The 20,097-nt window shown below is 57.8% G+C and carries 18 protein-coding genes; 2 read left to right on the top strand and 16 right to left on the bottom strand.

The window, feature by feature from the left end:
* Window positions 1–63 precede the first annotated feature (63 nt).
* From V8J63_RS05690 to V8J63_RS05675, 4 genes are all read right to left on the bottom strand, one after another.
* Window positions 64–792 carry a dienelactone hydrolase family protein gene (locus tag V8J63_RS05690; protein WP_336463735.1) on the bottom strand — a complete coding sequence of 243 codons (729 nt, stop codon included), beginning with the start codon at window positions 790–792 and terminating at the stop codon, window positions 64–66.
* A gap of 69 nt (window positions 793–861) precedes the next feature.
* The gene (gene htpG / locus V8J63_RS05685) at window positions 862–2,766 is read right to left on the bottom strand and encodes a molecular chaperone HtpG (protein WP_336463734.1); all 1,905 of its coding nucleotides are present in this window, start codon (window positions 2,764–2,766) and stop codon (window positions 862–864) included.
* Window positions 2,767–2,848: 82 nt separating this feature from the next.
* Window positions 2,849–3,301, bottom strand: a complete 453-nt coding sequence (locus V8J63_RS05680; protein WP_016773686.1) for a PaaI family thioesterase — start codon at window positions 3,299–3,301, stop codon at window positions 2,849–2,851.
* On the bottom strand, window positions 3,298–3,774 hold the full coding sequence (locus V8J63_RS05675; RefSeq protein ID WP_024012154.1) for a PaaI family thioesterase: 477 nt from the start codon (window positions 3,772–3,774) through the stop codon (window positions 3,298–3,300). Before V8J63_RS05675 ends, V8J63_RS05680 begins: the two co-directional genes overlap by 4 nt.
* Window positions 3,775–3,932: 158 nt before the next feature.
* Here V8J63_RS05675 and V8J63_RS05670 point away from each other — a divergent pair, with 158 nt between their 5' ends.
* Window positions 3,933–4,169, top strand: coding sequence for a hypothetical protein (locus V8J63_RS05670; protein ID WP_007959016.1), 237 nt, complete (start codon window positions 3,933–3,935; stop codon window positions 4,167–4,169).
* A gap of 61 nt (window positions 4,170–4,230) precedes the next feature.
* Here the strand turns inward: V8J63_RS05670 and V8J63_RS05665 are convergent, their stop codons facing one another.
* Both V8J63_RS05665 and V8J63_RS05660 read right to left on the bottom strand, forming a co-directional pair.
* Window positions 4,231–4,632 carry an MAPEG family protein gene (locus V8J63_RS05665; RefSeq protein ID WP_016773683.1) on the bottom strand — a complete coding sequence of 134 codons (402 nt, stop codon included), beginning with the start codon at window positions 4,630–4,632 and terminating at the stop codon, window positions 4,231–4,233.
* A complete protein-coding gene (locus V8J63_RS05660) occupies window positions 4,632–5,369 on the bottom strand; it encodes a DUF599 domain-containing protein (protein ID WP_016773682.1) in 738 nt (245 codons plus the stop codon). Before V8J63_RS05660 ends, V8J63_RS05665 begins: the two co-directional genes overlap by 1 nt.
* A 232-nt stretch (window positions 5,370–5,601) precedes the next feature.
* Here V8J63_RS05660 and V8J63_RS05655 point away from each other — a divergent pair, with 232 nt between their 5' ends.
* Window positions 5,602–6,831, top strand: coding sequence for a hypothetical protein (locus V8J63_RS05655; protein ID WP_336463733.1), 1,230 nt, complete (start codon window positions 5,602–5,604; stop codon window positions 6,829–6,831).
* Window positions 6,832–6,927: 96 nt separating this feature from the next.
* On the opposite strand, the gene brnQ is transcribed toward V8J63_RS05655, so the two are convergent.
* The 10 genes from brnQ to sdhC all read right to left on the bottom strand — a co-directional run bounded on the left by brnQ (window position 6,928) and on the right by sdhC (window position 20,084).
* Window positions 6,928–8,241, bottom strand: coding sequence for a branched-chain amino acid transport system II carrier protein (gene brnQ / locus V8J63_RS05650; protein WP_125927002.1), 1,314 nt, complete (start codon window positions 8,239–8,241; stop codon window positions 6,928–6,930).
* A gap of 482 nt (window positions 8,242–8,723) precedes the next feature.
* On the bottom strand, window positions 8,724–9,608 hold the full coding sequence (gene sucD / locus V8J63_RS05645) for a succinate--CoA ligase subunit alpha (protein WP_016773680.1): 885 nt from the start codon (window positions 9,606–9,608) through the stop codon (window positions 8,724–8,726).
* Window positions 9,608–10,774 carry an ADP-forming succinate--CoA ligase subunit beta gene (gene sucC / locus V8J63_RS05640; protein ID WP_016773679.1) on the bottom strand — a complete coding sequence of 389 codons (1,167 nt, stop codon included), beginning with the start codon at window positions 10,772–10,774 and terminating at the stop codon, window positions 9,608–9,610. The genes sucD and sucC overlap by 1 nt, the downstream gene beginning before the upstream one ends.
* A 182-nt stretch (window positions 10,775–10,956) precedes the next feature.
* Window positions 10,957–12,393 carry a dihydrolipoyl dehydrogenase gene (gene lpdA / locus V8J63_RS05635; protein ID WP_016773678.1) on the bottom strand — a complete coding sequence of 479 codons (1,437 nt, stop codon included), beginning with the start codon at window positions 12,391–12,393 and terminating at the stop codon, window positions 10,957–10,959.
* A 108-nt stretch (window positions 12,394–12,501) separates the two neighbouring features.
* The gene (odhB, locus tag V8J63_RS05630) at window positions 12,502–13,728 is read right to left on the bottom strand and encodes a 2-oxoglutarate dehydrogenase complex dihydrolipoyllysine-residue succinyltransferase (RefSeq protein WP_024012151.1); all 1,227 of its coding nucleotides are present in this window, start codon (window positions 13,726–13,728) and stop codon (window positions 12,502–12,504) included.
* 44 nt (window positions 13,729–13,772) lie between these two features.
* Entirely contained in the window at window positions 13,773–16,604 is a 2,832-nt protein-coding gene (locus V8J63_RS05625; protein ID WP_041479560.1) for a 2-oxoglutarate dehydrogenase E1 component, read from the bottom strand.
* Window positions 16,605–16,855: 251 nt separating this feature from the next.
* Window positions 16,856–17,560, bottom strand: a complete 705-nt coding sequence (locus V8J63_RS05620; RefSeq protein WP_016773675.1) for a succinate dehydrogenase iron-sulfur subunit — start codon at window positions 17,558–17,560, stop codon at window positions 16,856–16,858.
* Between the two features lie 11 nt (window positions 17,561–17,571).
* Window positions 17,572–19,344 carry a succinate dehydrogenase flavoprotein subunit gene (gene sdhA / locus V8J63_RS05615; RefSeq protein ID WP_024012149.1) on the bottom strand — a complete coding sequence of 591 codons (1,773 nt, stop codon included), beginning with the start codon at window positions 19,342–19,344 and terminating at the stop codon, window positions 17,572–17,574.
* 3 nt (window positions 19,345–19,347) lie between these two features.
* Complete coding sequence (gene sdhD, locus V8J63_RS05610; protein ID WP_008049683.1) at window positions 19,348–19,716, bottom strand: succinate dehydrogenase, hydrophobic membrane anchor protein; 369 nt, start codon at window positions 19,714–19,716, stop codon at window positions 19,348–19,350.
* On the bottom strand, window positions 19,710–20,084 hold the full coding sequence (gene sdhC / locus V8J63_RS05605; protein WP_336463732.1) for a succinate dehydrogenase, cytochrome b556 subunit: 375 nt from the start codon (window positions 20,082–20,084) through the stop codon (window positions 19,710–19,712). The genes sdhD and sdhC overlap by 7 nt, the downstream gene beginning before the upstream one ends.
* Between the last annotated feature and the right edge of the window lie 13 nt (window positions 20,085–20,097).

Below are 20,097 nucleotides of genomic sequence, written 5' to 3'. Positions count from 1 at the left end.
CCCCAATCAGTCCCCTCTCCCTCCGGGAGAGGGCTAGGGTGAGGGGTTTTTCGCTTTTCGCTTTTAACCGTTGAACACTTCATCCAGCAGATCATGCATCGACTTGAACGCGCGCTTGGCGGTCTTTTCGTCGTACATCATCTTGCCCGGTACGTTGGCGTGCGGATCGGTAAACGAGTGCACCGCGCCGCCGTAGCTGAACAGTTGCCAGTCGACCTTCGCTGCGTTCATTTCCTCTTCGAACGCTGGCAGTTGCTCCTTCGGCACCAACGGATCGGATGCGCCATGCAGCACCAGCACCGAGCCCTTGATGTTCTTCGCATCCGCCGGGTTCGGCGAATCCAGCGTGCCGTGGAACGACACCGCCGCTTTCACCGGCGCACCCGTGCGGGCCAGGTCCAGCGCACAGCAACCACCGAAGCAGAAACCGAACACCGCCAGTTTCGAAGTATCCACCGCGGCTTCGCCCTGGCTCTGCAATTGCTCGAAAGCCACTTGCAGACGTTTGCGCAACAGCGCGCGGTCGTCCTTGAGCGGCATCATCGCTGCCAGCGCCTCATCAGCGTTCTGCGGACGCACGCTCTGGCCGTAGACATCCGCGATCAGCACCACGTAACCCTTGGCCGCTACCGCTTTGGCGATGTCTTCGGCACCGGCGCTGACGCCCATCCAGTTCGGCGCCATCAGCAAACCCGGGCGCGCAGCCTTATGCTCGGCATCGAACGCCAGGCGACCTTCATAGGCCTGGCCGTCAATCTGATAGACCACGGAACGTACAGTGACTTGGCTCATTTCTGACTCCTGATTGAGTAAACACCAGAACGAAAAAACCCGCCGAAGCGGGTTTTTCCTACAACGTGATCAAACCGACAGTTCAACCAGCAGCTTGTTCAGCCGGCGCACGTAAGCGGCCGGATCCTTCAAGCTGTCGCCCGCCGCCAGGGCGGCCTGATCGAAGAGGATGTGCGACAGGTCGCCAAAACGCTCTTCGCTCTGCTCGCCATCGAGTTTCTCGATCAGCGGGTGGCTTGGGTTGAATTCGAAAATCGGCTTCGAATCCGGGACTTTCTGCCCGCTGGCTTCGAGGATCTGGCGCATTTGAAGGCCCAGGTCCTGTTCGCCGATGGCCAGAATGGCCGGCGAATCGGTCAGACGATGGGATACGCGGACTTCAGCCACGGAATCACCCAGAGCAGTTTTCAGACGCTCGACCAGGCCTTCTTTGGACTTGGCGACTTCTTCTGCGGCTTTCTTGTCCTCTTCCGAATCCAGGTTGCCCAGATCGAGGTCACCGCGCGCCACGTCGACAAACGTCTTGCCGTCGAATTCGCTGAGGTAGCTCATCAGCCACTCGTCGATGCGATCGGTCAGCAGCAGCACTTCGATGCCTTTCTTGCGGAAGACTTCCAGGTGCGGGCTGTTCTTGACCTGCGCGTAAGTTTCGCCGGTGAGGTAGTAGATCTTGTCCTGACTTTCCTTGGCGCGGGCCAGGTAGTCAGCCAGACCGACAACCTGCTCGCCGTCGTCGCCCTGGGTCGATGCGAAACGCAGCAGACCGGCAATTTTTTCTTTGTTGGCGAAATCTTCTGCCGGGCCTTCTTTCATGACCTGACCGAAGTTTTTCCAGAAGCCTTTGTATTGCTCAGGCTCGTTCTTCGCCAGTTTTTCCAGCATGTCGAGCACACGCTTGGTCAGCGCGGTTTTCATCGAATCGATGATCGGGTCTTTCTGCAGGATCTCACGCGACACGTTCAGCGACAGGTCGTTGGAATCGACCACGCCTTTGATGAAGCGCAGGTACAGCGGCAGGAACGACTCGGCCTGATCCATCACAAACACACGCTGCACGTACAGCTTCAGGCCTTTCGGCGCTTCACGCTGGTACAGGTCAAACGGTGCGCGGGCCGGCACGTACAGCAGAGAGCTGTACTCGAGTTTGCCCTCAACCTTGTTGTGGCTCCACGACAGCGGATTTTCGAAGTCGTGAGCGATGTGTTTGTAGAACTCCTGGTATTCCTCGTCTTTGACTTCAGTGCGCGGACGGGTCCACAGGGCGCTGGCACGGTTGACGGTTTCCCATTCAACGGCTGGAGCCTCTTCGCCTTCGGCCGCAGTGACTTCCTTCGGCAGTTCGATCGGCAAAGCGATGTGGTCGGAGTACTTCTTGATGATGTTGCGCAGACGCCAGCCATCAGCGAATTCGTCTTCGCCGGATTTCAGGTGCAGGACGATGCGGGTGCCGCGCTCTGGCTTGTCGATGGTGGCGACTTCGAACTCGCCCTCGCCTTTCGACGACCAGTGCACGCCTTCGCTGGCGGCAGTGCCGGCGCGACGGCTGTAAACATCAACCTTGTCGGCGACGATGAAGGCCGAATAGAAGCCGACACCGAACTGGCCGATCAGGTGCGAATCTTTCTTCTGATCGCCGGACAGGTTTTTCATGAAGTCGGCGGTGCCGGATTTGGCGATGGTCCCCAGGTGGGTGATCACATCGTCACGGTTCATGCCGATACCGTTGTCTTCGAGGGTGACGGTCTTGGCGTCCTTGTCGAAGCTCACACGGATTTTCAGGTCAGCGCCACCTTCGAGCAACTCAGGCTTGGCCAGGGCTTCGAAGCGCAGCTTGTCGACAGCGTCAGAGGCGTTCGAGATCAATTCGCGAAGGAAAATTTCCTTATTCGAATACAGCGAATGGATCATGAGGTGCAGCAGCTGCTTTACCTCGGTCTGGAAGCCCAGGGTTTCCTTTTGAGTTTCCACACTCATGGTCATCAAACTCCAATCAGATGGCAGTGGCCGCGACCCGAAATGGTCTGCGGCGGGTTGTCATCTGAGTTGGGGGCGCTGTTCAGGATTTCAAGGGCTCATCAATTTTGAAGTGCGCGCGGGCGGTGGCGATCGGTTCGGCCTCGGTACTCTGCCAGGCAGTTACCGCTACGTTAGCGACGCGACGGCCCTGACGGCAGACCTGACACCTGGCCCAAGTGTCGCGAAACTGCCCGGCGCGCAGGTAATCGAGGGAAAAATCGATGATCTTCGGCACACCCGGCGTGCCGGTGAAAATCAGCAAATGCAGGGCTGCGGCCAGCTCCATGAAGCCGGCAATCACGCCACCATGGATGGCCGGCAATAAAGGGTTACCAATGTTGTCCTTGTTCGCCGGCAGCTTGAACAAGAGCTCATCGCCAACCCGCGAACATTCGATACCGATCAGCCCGGCATAAGGAATCAACGCCAGCAGCGGCGCGTAATCGCCCTGCGCGTGAGCCTGTTGCAGCTGCTCCCTGAGATCGTTGCTCATTGGCTCGCTCCCTTGATCGCGCCCGCGAAACCCTTGCTGCCCTTCAGACCGATGCCCATGCGCATGAATGTGCCGACGACGTGGGCAATCGGTTGCTCGGGATCGTCCTGGTAAGCAAAACCACGGGCAAAGATCACGTCGGTGGTGACGCGATAGCACTGGGCAAAACCGTACACCGCTTTGTTCGGTTCAGCGGCGTGCATGTAGTCGATGCGCAGATCGAGGGTCGGACAGACTTCGAACTCCGGCAGCACGCACAGGGTCGACATGCCGCATGCAGTGTCCATCAATGAAGTGATGGCACCGCCGTGGATGACTCCGGTTTCGGGATTGCCGACGATTTTTTCGCTGTACGGCAGGATCACCGTCAGCCCTTCGCTGGAGGCACTGTGCACTTGCAGACCCAAGACCTGACAGTGGCGCAATGCCGATAAAAAGCGCGTCGCGCGCTCAAAAACGGGGTTTTCGGCCATGTGATAATTACTCGCGTTTGGGCCTTATGCCAGTAGTGAGAAAAGCGGCAAAAGTTCCGTGATAAAACAAACTTATATATCTGAAACAATTGAGGAACTTAACCCGTAGCGCCGAGTTCTTAAGGCCAGTAGTTATTTTCCATAAGGAGATACACCCCATGCGTAAGACTTTAGCTATTGCCTTGATGTTGACCGCTTCCCTCGGTCTCGCTGCCTGCGATAAAAAATCCGAGGACAAAGCTCAAGATGCCAACCAACATGCTGAGCAAGCTCAGCAAGACATGAACAAAGCTCAGGATAAAGTGAACGACGCAGCAAAAGAAAACGCCGAAGCTGCCAAAGCTCAGGCTGAATCGAACGCCGCTGCTCAAGAAGAAGCCGCCAAAAAGCAATAAGCTTTGTGGTGTGAAAGAAAACCCGCCAAGTGCGGGTTTTCTTTTGCCTGCGATTTACCGGTTAGAGCAACACGGTTCTAAAAGTCGGACTAATCATCAGCAACAACGAACAGATGAAGCCAACTAGCCACATCAGGCTGCGCAACTTCGCCAGATCCGCCAGATAGAACCACAGATAGAACACTCGCGAGATCACGAAGATGATCGCCAGCGCATCGATCAGCCAACCCGCGGTTTGCGTGGTGTGCGCCATCAGCACACCGACCGCGAACAGAATGAAGGCCTCGATGCTGTTCTGATGGGCCGCCAGCGCCCTCGCACCGAAGCCGGTCAACTGCGCCTGCTGCTGCCGAGGCAAGTGATTGTCATACCCGCCCTGCTCTTTCATGGCCTTGGCCACCGGCATGCGCGCCACGTAGATCAATAAAGCACTGATAAACACACACCAGAACGGAATACTCATCAAACAGCCTCTTTGTTCGCCTCAGGGACGGGCGCCTCTGTAGGGGTATAGACCATGACATCGAGAACGTCGGAATGAAACTCGCGGCGATACAACACCACCACCACGCCCGCGCTCATGATCATGAACAGCCACGGGCTGACGAACCACGCCAGCATGCTCATGCCGAAGTAATAAGAGCGCAGGCCGAAGTTGAACTGGTTGGCCGCCATCGAAATCACCCGCGCCGCCCGTGAAGCGAAGGCCTTGCGTTCCTGCTCGGTCACTTGGCGCTCGCCGATCATCGGCGCTGAACCGACCAGAATCGCCGCGAAGTTGTATTGGCGCATGCACCAGCTGAAAGTAAAGAACGCATAGACGAACACCAGTGCCAGGCACAGCAACTTGATCTCCGACATGCCCTGCGACGCCTGCTGCACCATCGGAATATCCGCCAACAACGACACGGCTCGGTCGGACGCACCGAGCACGGTGAGAATACCGGCGAGGATGATCAGCGTGCTGGATGCGAAGAACGAGGCGTTGCGCTCCAGATTGCCGATCACGCTGGCATCGGCGATGCGGTTGTCACGCAGCAGCATGCGGCGCATCCAGTCTTCGCGGTAAAGGTGCAACACGCTGGCCAGACACGCCGTATCACGGGCCTTCCAGGTGGCATAACGGGTGTAACCGCCCCAGCAGACGACAAACCAGACGGCGGCGAGCAGGTGGATCAGATTGGCTTGGATGAACGACATTCGTTGTCCTGAGCAAGAGGAATGATGGAGGGAACACTTCGTTTCGACGTGTTGGCTCGTAAAAAGACACGCTCATTGAAGAGTCAAATACATTCAAAATAGACCGCAGCTATCAGCTTTCAAAGGCTTATACCTGTCAACTCTGACAGTAGCGCCGAGGGTATGGCGAGGCATAAGGTCGTTTTCTCAAACGAGAACACTGACCGCTTCCCTATCAGACAAGGATTTGAGCATGACACCTTTGAACGCTGCGCTGCCCATTGACACAACGTTTGGCAACCGGGGGTACGCCGAGTCATTTGCTGCGGGAAGCCAGGCTTTGAACATCGCAGGCTTGCGCCCGGATGGAAAGATCCTTCTCGTGGGACAAACTTTTGTAGAGGGCAAGGCCAGTTTTCATTTGGCGCAATTACTGGCAGACGGTACTAACGATACTGGCTTCAACGAAAACGGTTTGATCGTAGGTACGTTTACAGGTTCGGGACAAGCCAGCGGCACTGGCGCCTGTCTTTATAAAGACGGTAAGGCGCTGCTTTTTGGGTATCAATATGATGAGGACCAAGGAACCCGATTTGCGCTTGCCAGATTCTTCGCTGATGGTGAAAGAGATCGCGATTTCGGTCCCGATGGGACGGTTTACGTCCCTTTCCTGCCACAGTCCGAATCGCAATTGCCAAAACCGGAAGCTTCCATCAAGTCGCAATCCAGAACCAGGTTAGTACTGACTGCTGATGAAAAAATACTCGTCGGTCAAAGCGACCGACTGTTCAGACTTGATCAGAAAGGAGATTTCGATACCGCTTTCAACAACCAAGGCTGGCTGGATCTTGCAATGGGCATTGCTTCGGTTTCAGTAGCAGAGGATGGAGTAATCACAGTCACAGGTTCGAGGGCTGGAGAAGGAAAGATTGTGCGCCTGAACGTCGATGGAACACCCCATAAAGACTTCGGCGATGATGGCACCGGGACCGTCTACATTCCATCGGATTACCCGGCCAGCGTACGAAGCCTGATGTTACGTGCTGACGGCAGCTTCTTTGTTGCCGGCCAAGTCGACACATCTCCTGACGACGTTTGGGGTAAAGGACGCAAAGCAATGATGGCCGCGTACAACCCGAACGGTAGACCAAATCTCGCATTCAATCAGGGTAAGCCTGTTGTCACTGATCTTGGATTAACCGACGGTTGCACTTTGTTCGATCTAAGTGGAGAGCCTGAGGATGGCTTGGTTGTGGTGGGGAGTACAGGGCAAATAACCAGGGAGCAAATGCTTGCCTGCCGCTATCTGGCAACGGGTGAACTGGACACAACCTTTGGAGATGGCAAGGGATACGTAACTCACTCTATGGGGCCCGGTATGCAATGGATCTCGGTGGCAGTACAGCCCGACAAGCGAATACTCCTGAGCCGTGACAGCGACAACGTCAATGTGGGAGCTCTGGTCGTACGTTATCTGGGCTGAGGATTATCAGCTCTGATAAAAAATGCCCCGTATCGATTGATACGGGGCATTTCTGTTTAACCGGGGCTGACCCACTTGTGGCGGGTCCGAACCCCGTCAGGCAGTGACTTCGCTGCGCTTGCCCAGCAGGCGATCGCAGACCACGGCCACCACCAGGGTCATCACGCACGGCACCAGCCACGCCAGACCCTGCTCGCTCAGCGGCAGGTGGGTCAGCTGAGTTGGCATCCAGTCGGCCAGACCAGCGCCTTTCAGGGCGTCGATGGTGCCGAAAACGAAGGAAACCAGCATCACCGGGCCAAGAATGCGCCCGTGCTCATGCCAGAAATCCTTGCAGAAGCTCAGTGCGACCAGAACGATGCACGGCGGGTAGATCGCGGTGAGTACTGGAATCGAGAAAGCAATCAGCTTGGTCAGACCAAGGTTGGAGACCAGCAGCGAGAACGCTGCGAGGATAATCACCAGCGTCTTGTAGGACAGTGGCAGCACACGGCTGAAGTACTCAGCACAGGCACAGGTCAGGCCAACCGCCGTGACCAGACACGCCAGCGAGATCAGCACCGCAAGGAAACCGCTGCCCAGCGAACCGAAGGTGTGCTGCACGTAGGCATGCAACACCGCCGCGCCGTTGGTGGCGCCGACCGCGACTTCATGGCTGCCGGAACCGAGGCGGAACAGGCTGACGTAGACCAGCGCCAGACCGACGCCGGCAATCAGCCCGGCAATGATCGCGTAACGGGTGATCAGCGCTGGCGACTCGACGCCACGGGAGCGGATCGCGTTGACGATAACGATGCCGAATACCAGTGCGCCGAGGGTATCCATGGTCAGGTAACCATTGATGAAGCCTTGGGAAAACGGTGCCGCCACATACTCTGGAGTGCCGTGACCGATGTTACCCGCCGGCAAGGCGAACGCGGCAATGCCCAGTACTGCCAGCGCAATGATTTTCAGCGGCGCGAGGAAGCGGCCCACGGTATCCAGCAAACGCCCAGGGTAGAGCGAAATGAAGAACACCAAGAGGAAGTACACCGAGCTGTAGAGGAACAGCGCCAGCGGGCTCTCACCGGTCAATGGCGCCAGACCCACTTCGAAGGAAACGGTCGCGGTACGCGGAGTGGCGAACAGCGGACCCACAGCCAGATAGCATGCCGCCGCGAGGATACCGCCGGCGATCTTGCCGATCGGGCTGCTCAGCGCATCCATCGCGCCGCCGACCTTGGCCAGCGCCACCACGGTGACCACCGGCAAACCGACGGCGGTAATCAGAAAGCCCAGCGCGGCCATCCAGACATGAGGCCCGGCCTGCAAGCCAACGATCGGCGGGAAAATGATGTTACCGGCCCCGACAAACAGGGCAAACGTCATAAAACCAAGTGCCAGGATGTCCTGACCTTTCAAAACTTTCATTAAGGAAATACCACACTACTGAAATCGGAATTTAGAGGGGGATTGCCCTGTTGGATTAGGGAAATGCTGTCGATCCGTATGGGACTGACCCTTAAAGCGCGTGACTGCCTTGTGGGCGGCGGACGCAAAAATGGCGGCCAGCCTAACGAATTTGGCTGACAAACGCACTGTTGGAGGGCGAACTATCCGATACGCGACGTTTCCGTGTCGCGTTTACATATCTATTTTTCATACAGAGAACACGTATTCATCACAGCAAACCTGTGGCGAGGGGATTTATCCCCGCTGGACTGCGCAGCAGTCCCAAAGAATCCGAGCTGGAACTGCCTGACTGATCATGGACGCTAGCATAGGGGCCGCTTCGCAGCCCAGCGGGGATAAATCCCCTCGCCACAACAGCGCTCAAAATTCTCATACGCCAGAAACGACAAAGGCCACCCGAAGGTGGCCTTTGCTGCTGGAGCTAAAAAGTCAGCCGAAGCTTACTTCTTCACTTCCCAGCCAGTCAGCTCGGCCAAGGCCTTGCCGATGTCTGCCAGCGAACGCACGGTTTTAACGCCTGCGTCTTGCAGCGCAGCGAATTTCTCGTCTGCAGTGCCTTTGCCGCCAGAGATGATTGCGCCAGCATGGCCCATGCGCTTGCCCGGAGGAGCAGTCACACCAGCGATGTAGGAAACAACCGGCTTGGTCACGTTAGCCTTGATGTAGGCAGCCGCTTCTTCTTCAGCCGAACCGCCGATCTCGCCGATCATCACGATCGCCTCGGTCTTCGGGTCTTCCTGGAACAGCTTCAGGATGTCGATGAAGTTCGAACCCGGGATCGGGTCACCGCCGATGCCGACGCAAGTCGACTGACCGAAACCGGCGTCAGTGGTCTGCTTCACAGCTTCGTAGGTCAGGGTGCCGGAACGCGAAACGATACCGACCTTGCCTGGCAAGTGAATGTGACCTGGCATGATGCCGATCTTGCATTCGCCTGGGGTGATCACGCCTGGGCAGTTAGGGCCGATCAGGACTACGCCCAGCTCGTCGCACTTAACTTTGGCGTCCAGCATGTCCAGGGTAGGAATGCCTTCGGTGATGCAGACGATCAGCTTGATGCCGCCGAATGCCGCTTCCAGGATCGAGTCCTTGCAGAACGGAGCCGGAACGTAGATCACGCTGGCGGTAGCGCCAGTGGCAGCTACTGCGTCTTTAACGGTGTTGAACACTGGCAGACCCAGGTGCTCGGTTCCGCCCTTGCCTGGAGTTACGCCACCAACCATCTTGGTGCCGTATTCGATGGCTTGCTGGGTGTGGAAACTACCTTGCGAACCGGTAATACCCTGGCAGATAACTTTGGTGTCTTTGTTGATCAGGACGCTCATTATTTGCCCTCCGCAGCTTTGACAACTTGTTGAGCAGCGTCGGTCAGGCTGGTAGCAGCGATGATATTCAAACCGCTTTCTGCCAGTACTTTAGCGCCCAGCTCAGCGTTGTTGCCTTCAAGGCGAACAACAACCGGGATCTTCACGCCGACTTCTTTCACAGCGCCGATGATGCCTTCGGCAATCATGTCGCAGCGAACGATGCCGCCGAAGATGTTGACCAGTACTGCCGCGACGTTCTGGTCGGACAGGATGATCTTGAACGCTTCAGTAACGCGTTCCTTGGTAGCGCCACCACCTACGTCGAGGAAGTTGGCTGGCTTGCCGCCATGCAGGTTGACGATGTCCATGGTACCCATGGCCAGACCGGCACCGTTGACCATGCAGCCGATGTTGCCTTCCAGGGCTACGTAGTTCAGTTCGAACTTGGCAGCGTGCGCTTCGCGCGGATCGTCCTGCGACGGATCGTGGAAAGCCTTCAGCTTAGGCTGACGGTACATGGCGTTGGCGTCGATGTTGATCTTCGCGTCGAGGCAGTGCAGATCGCCGTCAGCCTTGATCACCAGCGGGTTCACTTCCAGCAGAGCCAGGTCGTGGTCTTTGAACAGCTTGGCCAGACCTACGAAGATCTTGGCGAACTGAGTGACCTGCTTGCCTTCCAGACCCAGCTGGAATGCCAGCTCGCGACCCTGGGATGGCTGAGCGCCAACCAGTGGATCGATAGTGGCCTTGAGAATTTTTTCTGGAGTGTCGTGAGCGATTTTCTCGATGTCCACGCCACCTTCGGTGGAAGCCATGAACACGATGCGACGGCTCGAACGGTCAACGACAGCGCCCAGGTACAGCTCTTTAGCGATATCAGTGCACGATTCAACCAGGATCTTGGTGACTGGCTGGCCATTGGCGTCAGTCTGGTAAGTCACCAGACGCTTGCCCAGCCACTGCTGTGCGAAGGCTTTGGCGTCTTCTTTGCTGCGAACCAGCTTTACGCCGCCCGCTTTACCGCGACCACCGGCGTGAACCTGGGCTTTGACGACCCACTCGTTGCCGCCGATCTTGTCGCAAGCTTCTGCTGCTGCTTCCGGGGTGTCTACTGCATAACCAGTGGAAACTGGCAGGCCGTATTCAGCGAACAGCTGCTTACCCTGATACTCGTGAAGATTCATGCTTTTTACCGTCTTCGTTAGGTACTGCGCATTCGGCGCTGCGCTCGTTTGAGTGCCGCGCCACCTGTGACTGCTGCTTGCGTAGCTGGGCTACGCAAGACTGCGTCCGGCGGACATTCCGCGGTGAGTCTTGCTCGCAAGGCTCACGACGGGCCGCTACCGCCGTGGTTTCTTATTATGTCTTAACGCTTCTTGCGGTTGGCAATGTGAATGGCGCCGCCATTCACTGCCAGAGCAGCTTCGTGCAAGGCTTCGGACAGGGTCGGATGGGAGAAAACCATCATGCCCAGGTCTTCAGCGCTGGTGCCGAATTCCATACCGATCGCGCCCTGCTGAACCAGTTCTGCAGCGCTCGGGCCAATCACGTGCACGCCCAATACGCGGTCGGTCTTGGCATCGGCGATGACCTTGACGAAACCACCGGTATCGTTGGCAGCCATGGCACGGCCGGAAGCGGCGAACGGGAAGGTGCCGACGTTGACTTCAACGCCTTCGGCCTTCAGCGCCTGCTCGGTTTTGCCAACCCACGCGATTTCCGGGTGAGTATAAATAACCGAAGGGATCAAATCATAGTTCATCTGAGCCTTGTGGCCCTTGATGCGCTCGACAACCATGATGCCTTCTTCCGAGGCCTTGTGGGCCAGCATCATGCCGCGAACCACGTCACCGATGGCGAAGACGCCCGGTACAGCTGTGACGCAATGGTCATCGACCGCGATGAAACCGCGCTCGTCGATTTCCACGCCGCAGTCGGCAGACAGCAGATCAGTGGTCACCGGACGGCGACCAACGGCTACGATCAGCTTGTCGAAAGTGATGGTCTGTTCGCCGTTGGCATCGGTGTAGTTGACGACGACTTCTTCGCCGTTGACTTTCGAACCGGTAACGCGAGCGCCCAGCTTGATGTCCAGACCCTGTTTGGTCAGGGTTTTCAGCGCTTCCTTGGAAACAGCGGTGTCCGCTGCCATCAGGAAAGTGTCCAGTGCTTCGAGAACAGTCACTTCTGCACCCAGACGCGACCATACCGAACCCAGCTCCAGACCGATCACGCCAGCGCCGATCACGCCCAGACGTTTAGGTACGGACTGGAATTCCAGAGCGCCAGTCGAATCGACGATGACTTTCTGGTCAACCGGAGCCGGTGGAATGTCGATCGGACGCGAACCTGGCGCGAGGATGACGTTTTCCGCTTCGATGACTTCAACCGAACCGTCCGGCTTGGTGACTTCGACTTTCTTGCCGGCCAGCAGCTTGCCGTGGCCCTGGATCGAAGTAACGCCGTTGGCCTTGAACAGGGTGGCAACGCCGCCGGTCAGGTTCTTGACGATGCCAGCCTTGCGGCCAACCATCGCAGCGACGTCCATTTTGACTTCGCCGGTCGAGATACCGTGAACGTTGAAGCTCTCTTTGGCTTCCTTGTATTTCCACGAGCTGTCGAGCAGCGCCTTGGAAGGAATGCAACCCACGTTCAGGCAGGTACCGCCCAGGGCTTGCTTGCCCTCTGCGTCGGTGTACTTCTCGATGCAGGCAGTGGTCAGGCCCAACTGAGCAGCCTTGATGGCCGCTACATAGCCACCAGGGCCGGCACCGATCACTACTACGTCAAATTTCTGCGACATTCAAAAAATCCTCTTTAGCAATAAAGCTACAAGCCGCAAGCTTCAAGCTGCAAGTCCACCCGCTCGCCTTGAGCTTGAGGCTTGTAGCTGAAAGCTTGCAGCTGCTTTTTAGATATCCAGCAACAGACGAGCCGGATCTTCCAGCAGGTTCTTGATGGTCACCAGGAAGGTCACAGCTTCTTTGCCATCGATCAGGCGGTGATCGTAGGACAGAGCCAGGTACATCATCGGACGGATCACGACCTGACCGTTGATGGCCATCGGACGCTGGATGATGTTGTGCATGCCCAGAATCGCTGCCTGCGGCGGGTTGACGATCGGTGTCGACATCATCGAACCGAAGGTACCACCGTTGGTGATGGTGAAGGTACCACCGGTCATCTCGTCCATCGACAGTTTGCCGTCACGGGCTTTCTTGCCAAATGTTGCGATGCCGCCTTCGATTTCAGCCAGGCTCATCAGCTCGGCGTTACGCAGAACCGGTACCACCAGGCCACGGTCGCTGGAAACGGCAACGCCGATGTCCGCATAGCCGTGGTAAACGATGTCGCCGCCGTCGATCGACGCGTTGACAGCCGGGAAGCGTTTCAGCGCTTCGGTGGCCGCTTTCACGAAGAACGACATGAAGCCCAGGCGTACGCCGTTGTGGGACTTCTCGAACAGGTCCTTGTACTTCGAACGCAGGGCCATGACTTCGGTCATGTCGACTTCGTTGAACGTGGTCAGCATCGCCATGTTCGACTGGGCTTCAACCAGACGCTTGGCCACGGTGGCCCGTACGCGAGTCATCGGTACGCGCTTCTCGATGCGGTCGCCGGCAGCGAACACAGGCGCAGCAGCCGAAGGAGCAGCAGCCTTGGCAGGCGCGGCAGCCGGAGCGGCTTTCTTCGCAGCAACTGCTGCTACCACGTCTTCCTTGGTCACACGACCACCTTTGCCGGTACCGGCAACGGAAGCGATGTTGATGCCGTTCTCTTCAGCCAGCTTGCGAGCGGCAGGAGCTGCGATCGGGTCATCTTCGCCATCGGCAGCAGCTGGTGCGGCAGCGGCAGTAGCAGCCGGAGCAGCAGCGGCGGCAGGAGCGGCAGCAGCAGCGCCGCCCTCTTCGATCGAGCCCAGAACCTGGTTCGACAGAACGGTAGCGCCCTCTTCGGCAACGATTGCGCCCAGCACGCCGTCTGCTTCAGCCAACACTTCGAGCACGACTTTGTCGGTTTCGATGTCGACGATCAGGTCGTCACGCTTGACGGCCTCACCTGGTTTCTTGTGCCAGGTGGCAACGGTGCCATCGGCAACCGATTCCGGGAATGACGGGGCTTTGATTTCGATAGCCATTATCTGTGGGTCCTTAAAATTCGGTTTCAGTCAGCGCGAAGGCGTTAAACAGTGAAAGCATCTTGCAGCAGTTTTTCCTGCTGCTCGGCGTGCATCGATGCGTAACCACAAGCTGGCGCAGCCGAAGCCTCACGGCCCGCGTACTCAAGTACGAGAGTCTTGTCGAGGTTAGCGATGCTGCGACGCAAGTGATGCTGGCTGCAGTACCAGGCACCCTGGTTCATCGGCTCTTCCTGACACCAAACGGCGTGTTTGACGTTGGTGTACGGAGCCAGGACTTCTTTCAAGTCATCCTCAGGGAACGGATACAGCTGCTCGATACGCACGATGGCGATATCTTCGCGGCCTTCGGCACGGCGTTTTTCCAGCAGGTCGTAGTAGACCTTGCCGCTGCACAGAACCACGCGCTCGACCTTTTTCGGGTCCAGTGCGTCGATTTCCGGGATCACGGTCTGGAACGAACCTTCGGCCAGATCTTCCAGCGTCGAGATGGCCAGCTTGTGGCGCAGCAGCGACTTCGGCGTCAGCACGACCAGCGGCTTGCGCAGCGGACGGATCACCTGACGACGCAGCAAGTGGTAGATCTGTGCTGGCGTGGTCGGCATGCACACCTGAATGTTGTGCTCGGCGCACAGCTGCAGGTAACGCTCAAGACGTGCCGAGCTGTGCTCAGGGCCCTGGCCTTCGTAACCGTGTGGCAGCAGCATGGTCAGACCGCAGAGACGGCCCCACTTGTGCTCGCCGCTGGTGATGAACTGGTCGATCACGACCTGAGCACCGTTGGCGAAGTCGCCGAACTGGGCTTCCCAGATCACCAGCGCGTTTGGCGTGGTGGTCGAGTAACCGTATTCGAATGCCAGTACCGCTTCTTCCGAGAGGAACGAGTCGTACAGGTCGAAACGTGGCTGACCGTCGTACAGGTTCTGCAGCGGAATGTAGGTGCCCGCGTCTTTCTGGTTGTGCAACACAGCGTGACGGTGCGAGAACGTACCGCGGCCGATGTCCTGACCGGTCATGCGAATCGGGTGACCTTCGAACGCCAGGGTCGCGTACGCCATCGTTTCAGCGTAACCCCAGTTGATCGGCAGGCCGCCGGCTTGCATCTTCTGACGGTCTTCGTAGATCTTCGCGACCTGACGCTGAACGACGAAGCCTTCCGGAATTTCCAGCAGCTTGGCGGACAGTTCTTGCAAGGTTTTAAGATCGAAACGCGTGTCGTGACGCGCAGTCCAGGCGTGGCCCAGGTACGGACGCCAGTCGACGAACAGCTCTTTGTTCGGCTCTTTGACCAGCGATTTCACTACGTGCAGACCGTTGTCCAGCGCGTTGCGGTATTCGTCGACCTTGGCCTGAACACGTTCAGCGTCGAGCACACCGGCCTGGGTCAGGCGATCAGCGTACAGCTCACGGGTGGTGCGCTGCTTGGTGATCTGCTGATACATCAGGGGCTGGGTGCCGCTTGGCTCGTCGGCCTCGTTGTGGCCGCGACGACGGTAGCAGACCAGATCGATCACCACGTCACGCTTGAACTGCATGCGGTAGTCGATGGCCAGCTGGGTCACGAACAGCACGGCTTCCGGATCATCACCATTCACATGGAGGATCGGCGCCTGGATCATCTTGGCAACGTCGGTGGCGTACTCGGTGGAGCGCGAGTCCAGCGGGTTGCTGATGGTGAAACCGACCTGGTTGTTGATCACGATGTGCACGGTACCGCCGGTCTTGAAACCGCGGGTCTGCGACATCTGGAAGGTTTCCATGACCACGCCCTGACCGGCGAATGCCGCGTCACCGTGGATGGAGATCGGCAGAACTTTCTCACCGGTCAGGTCGTTGCGACGGTCCTGACGGGCGCGCACCGAACCTTCAACCACCGGGGAAACGATTTCCAGGTGGGACGGGTTGAACGCCATGGCCAGGTGAACTTCACCGCCGGTGGTCATCACGTTGGACGAGAAGCCCTGGTGGTATTTAACGTCACCGGAACCCAGCTCGACCTTCTTCTTGCCTTCGAACTCGTCGAACAGCTCGCGCGGGTTCTTGCCGAAGGTGTTGACCAGTACGTTCAGACGGCCACGGTGGGCCATGCCGATGACGACTTCCTTGGTGCCGTACGAGCCGGAACGCTGGATCAGTTCGTCGAGCATCGGAATCAGGCTTTCGCCGCCTTCCAGACCGAAACGCTTGGTGCCCGGGTATTTGGTACCCAGGTATTTTTCCAGGCCTTCACCGGCAGTCACGCGCTCAAGCAGGTGGCTCTTGATGTCGGCGGAGTACGTCGGACGGCCACGCACGCTTTCCAGACGCTGCTGGAACCACTGGCGCTGCTCGGAATCGGTGATGTGCGTGAATTCAGCGCCGATGGTGCGGCAATATGTCTGCTGCAACGCTTCGTGAATTTCGCGTAGGCTCGCTTCCTCTTTGCCGATGAACAGGTCGCCGGCACGGAAGGTCGTATCAAGATCGGCATTGGTCAAGCCGTAATGATTGATCGACAGGTCTGCAGGTGCAGGACGCTGCCACAGCCCCAGCGGGTCAAGCTGGGCTGCCTGGTGGCCACGCATACGGTAGGCCTGGATCAATCGCAGCACTTCAACTTGCTTCTTCTCGTGCTCACTGCTCACGCTGCCGGCGGAAACCGGTTGGGCGCGGCGCTGGTTCTTTGCCAGCAGCACGAAATGATCGCGAATCGTCGAGTGCGAAACATCAGTGGCAGAGTTGCCGTCGGCTGGCAACTTCTGAAAGTAGGTGCGCCACTCTTCTGGCACAGCGTTAGGGTCGTGCAGGTAGAGCTCATAAAGCTCTTCCACATAGGCAGCGTTTCCACCTGAAAGGTAGGCGCTGTTCCACATGCGCTGCATCACGCTTTCTTGCATGCTTGGTCACCCTCGGTTAGGGGAACACCATCGGTGTCGACACCGAGCAAACTTGCAGAAGTCCGAATGCAGCGACTAAAACAAGCCACCTAGGATCACACTGATAGTCCGGGTACCAGCCCGGATGCCCCTGCTTGTCTCATTTCTTCAAAAGAAGAGCTGCAGCTTATGGCTACGGCTCTGGTTATAGCCATGACGCGGGTTGAAGCCCGCGCCACAGCCTCTACGGTGCAACGGTTACAGCAGCTGAATCACACGCCGCTCGAAAGCAGCATGTTACGGATGTGACCGATGGCCTTAGTCGGGTTCAGGCCTTTCGGACATACGTTGACGCAGTTCATGATGCCCCGGCAGCGGAAAACGCTGAACGGGTCGTCAAGTGAAGCCAGACGCTCGCTGGTCTTGGTGTCGCGGCTGTCTGCCAGGAAGCGGTAGGCTTGCAGCAGCGCAGCAGGACCCAGGAACTTGTCCGGGTTCCACCAGAAGGACGGGCAAGAGGTCGAGCAGCAGGCGCACAGGATGCACTCGTACAGACCGTCGAGCTTTTCGCGCTCTTCTGGCGACTGCAGACGCTCGATGGCCGGAGCCGGCGTGTCGTTCTGCAGGTAAGGCTTCACCTTCTCGTATTGCTTGTAGAAGATGCTCATATCGACGACCAGGTCACGGATAACCGGCAAACCTGGCAGTGGACGAACGATCAGCTTGTTGCCTTTTACAACGGCAGACAGCGGCGTGATGCAGGCCAGACCGTTCTTGCCGTTGATGTTCATGCCGTCGGAGCCGCAGACGCCTTCACGGCAGGAGCGACGATAGGAGAAACCTTCGTCCTGCTCTTTGATCAGGGCCAGCACGTCCAGCACCATCAGGTCTTTACCACCGGTATCGACCTGGAAATCCTGCATGAACGGCGCGGCGTCCTGATCAGGGTTGTAGCGATAAACACTGACTTGCAACATGGCGGTCACCCTTAATAAGTCCGGACTTTAGGTTCGAAAGTCGGAACAGTCTTCGGCGAGAAGTTCACGGCACGCTTGGTGACGCGCTTGTCACCCGGGAAGTACAGGGTGTGGCACAGCCAGTTTTCGTCATCACGGTCTTCGAAGTCTTCACGGGCGTGAGCGCCGCGGGACTCTTTACGTACTTCGGCCGCGATGGCGGTAGCTTCAGCCACTTCCAGCAGGTTCTGCAGTTCCAGCGCTTCGATACGTGCAGTGTTGAACGCTTGCGACTTGTCGTTGATCTTCACGTTGGCGATACGCTTGCGCAGATCGGCCAGCTGAGCGATGCCCTTCTGCATGTATTCGCCGGTACGGAATACACCGAAGTAGTTCTGCATGCAGCTTTGCAGCTCGCGACGCAGGGTGGCAACGTCTTCACCGTCGGTACGGTTGTTCAGCGCGTTCAGACGCGACAGTGCAGCTTCGATGTCGGACTCGGTAGCGTCGTCGTATTCGATGCCATCGGTCAACGCCTTTTCCAGGTGCAGGCCGGCAGCGCGACCGAAGACCACCAGGTCGAGCAGCGAGTTGCCGCCCAGACGGTTCGCACCGTGAACCGATACGCAAGCCACTTCGCCTACCGCGAACAGGCCAGGAATGATCTGGTCCTGACCTTCGGCGTTCTGGGTGATCGCCTGGCCATGAATGTTGGTGGCAACGCCGCCCATCATGTAGTGGCAGGTCGGCACAACCGGAACCGGAGCAACGACCGGGTCAACGTGGGCGAAAGTCTTCGACAGTTCGCAGATGCCTGGCAGACGGCTGTGCAGCACTTCCTCGCCCAGGTGGTCGAGTTTGAGCATTACGTGGTCGCCATTCGGACCGCAACCGTTGCCGGCGATGATTTCCTTGACCATCGAACGGGCAACCACGTCACGACCTGCAAGGTCTTTCGCGTTCGGAGCATAACGCTCCATGAAACGCTCGCCGTGCTTGTTGATCAGGTAACCACCTTCACCACGGCAACCTTCGGTAACCAGTACACCGGCGCCGGCGATGCCGGTCGGGTGGAACTGCCACATTTCGATGTCTTGTACCGGCACGCCAGCACGCAGAGCCATGCCGACGCCGTCACCGGTGTTGATCAGGGCGTTGGTGGTGGACGCGTAGATACGGCCTGCACCGCCAGTGGCCAGAACGGTGGCCTTGGCACGGATGTAGGAGGTTTCGCCGGTTTCGATGCAGATCGCGATCACGCCAACGAATTCGCCTTCCTGGTTTTTCACCAGATCAACAGCGTAGTACTCGTTGAGGAACGTGGTACCGGCTTTCAGGTTGCCCTGATAAAGCGTGTGCAGCAGCGCGTGACCGGTACGGTCGGATGCAGCGCAAGTACGTGCAGCCTGACCGCCCTTGCCATAGTCCTTGGACTGGCCACCGAACGGACGCTGGTAGATGCGGCCTTGCTCGGTACGCGAGAACGGCAGACCCATGTGGTCCAGCTCGAAAACAGCGGCCGGGCCTTCCTGACACATGTATTCGATAGCGTCCTGGTCACCGATGTAGTCGGAACCCTTGACGGTATCGTACATGTGCCAGCGCCAGTCATCGTTCGGGTCAGCGGAAGCGATGGCGCAAGTGATGCCGCCCTGTGCGGATACAGTGTGCGAACGGGTCGGGAAAACCTTGGTGATCACCGCAGTCTTGTGGCCGCCCTGTGCCAGCTGCAGCGCAGCGCGCATGCCGGCACCGCCACCACCAATAATGATGGCGTCGAAAGAAATCGTTGGAATGTTAGCCATGAATCAGATACCCCAGAGAATCTGCACACCCCAGACGAAGTAAGCGAACATCGCAACGCCGCATACCGCCTGGAAAAGGAAACGTATCGCCGTTGCGGACTTGCCGAACGCCATTGGCGTCAGGTAGTCGGTCGCGATGGTCCACATGCCGACCCAGGCGTGAGCGCCCAGAGCAACAAGGGCCAGCAGGCTGAAAATACGCATTCCGTTGTGAGCGAACAGTTCATGCCACTGGGCATACTCGAGGCCAGGGTTGGCGACGATGTATCCGATCAGAAAGATGAAGTAAGCCGCGAGAACGACCGCAGACACACGCTGTGCCATCCAGTCATAGAGGCCCGAACGCGACAGGTTAGTGACGTTAGTTACCATATCCAGACTCCTGCCAGAACGATTACCACCACGGAAACGGCGATAACGATTTTCGAGCCCAGTTTGCCGCCTTCCAGCGTCTCACCGATGCCCATGTCCATGATCAAGTGGCGCACACCGGCTACCAGGTGATACAGCAGAGCGGACAGGATGCCCCAAATCACTAGCTTGGCTAGCGGACTGGTCAGACACGCTTTCACCTGACCGAAGCCTTCCTCGGAGTTCAGCGACTTGTCCAATGCGTAAAGCATGATGGCAAGGCACACGAAGAGGATGACACCGGAGATACGGTGAAGAATGGACGTGTAAGCAGTGACTGGGAGTTTGATGGTCCTTAGGTCTAGGTTTACAGGTCGTTGGCTTTTCACGGCTTTTTTTTCA

It is taken from the genome of Pseudomonas sp. CCNWLW23 (assembly GCF_037095675.1).
In the GTDB taxonomy this organism is placed as follows: Bacteria; Pseudomonadota; Gammaproteobacteria; order Pseudomonadales; family Pseudomonadaceae; genus Aquipseudomonas; species Aquipseudomonas atacamensis.
Note: the sequence above shows the minus strand (reverse complement) of the source record. Positions and strands in the feature narration are given on the sequence as shown.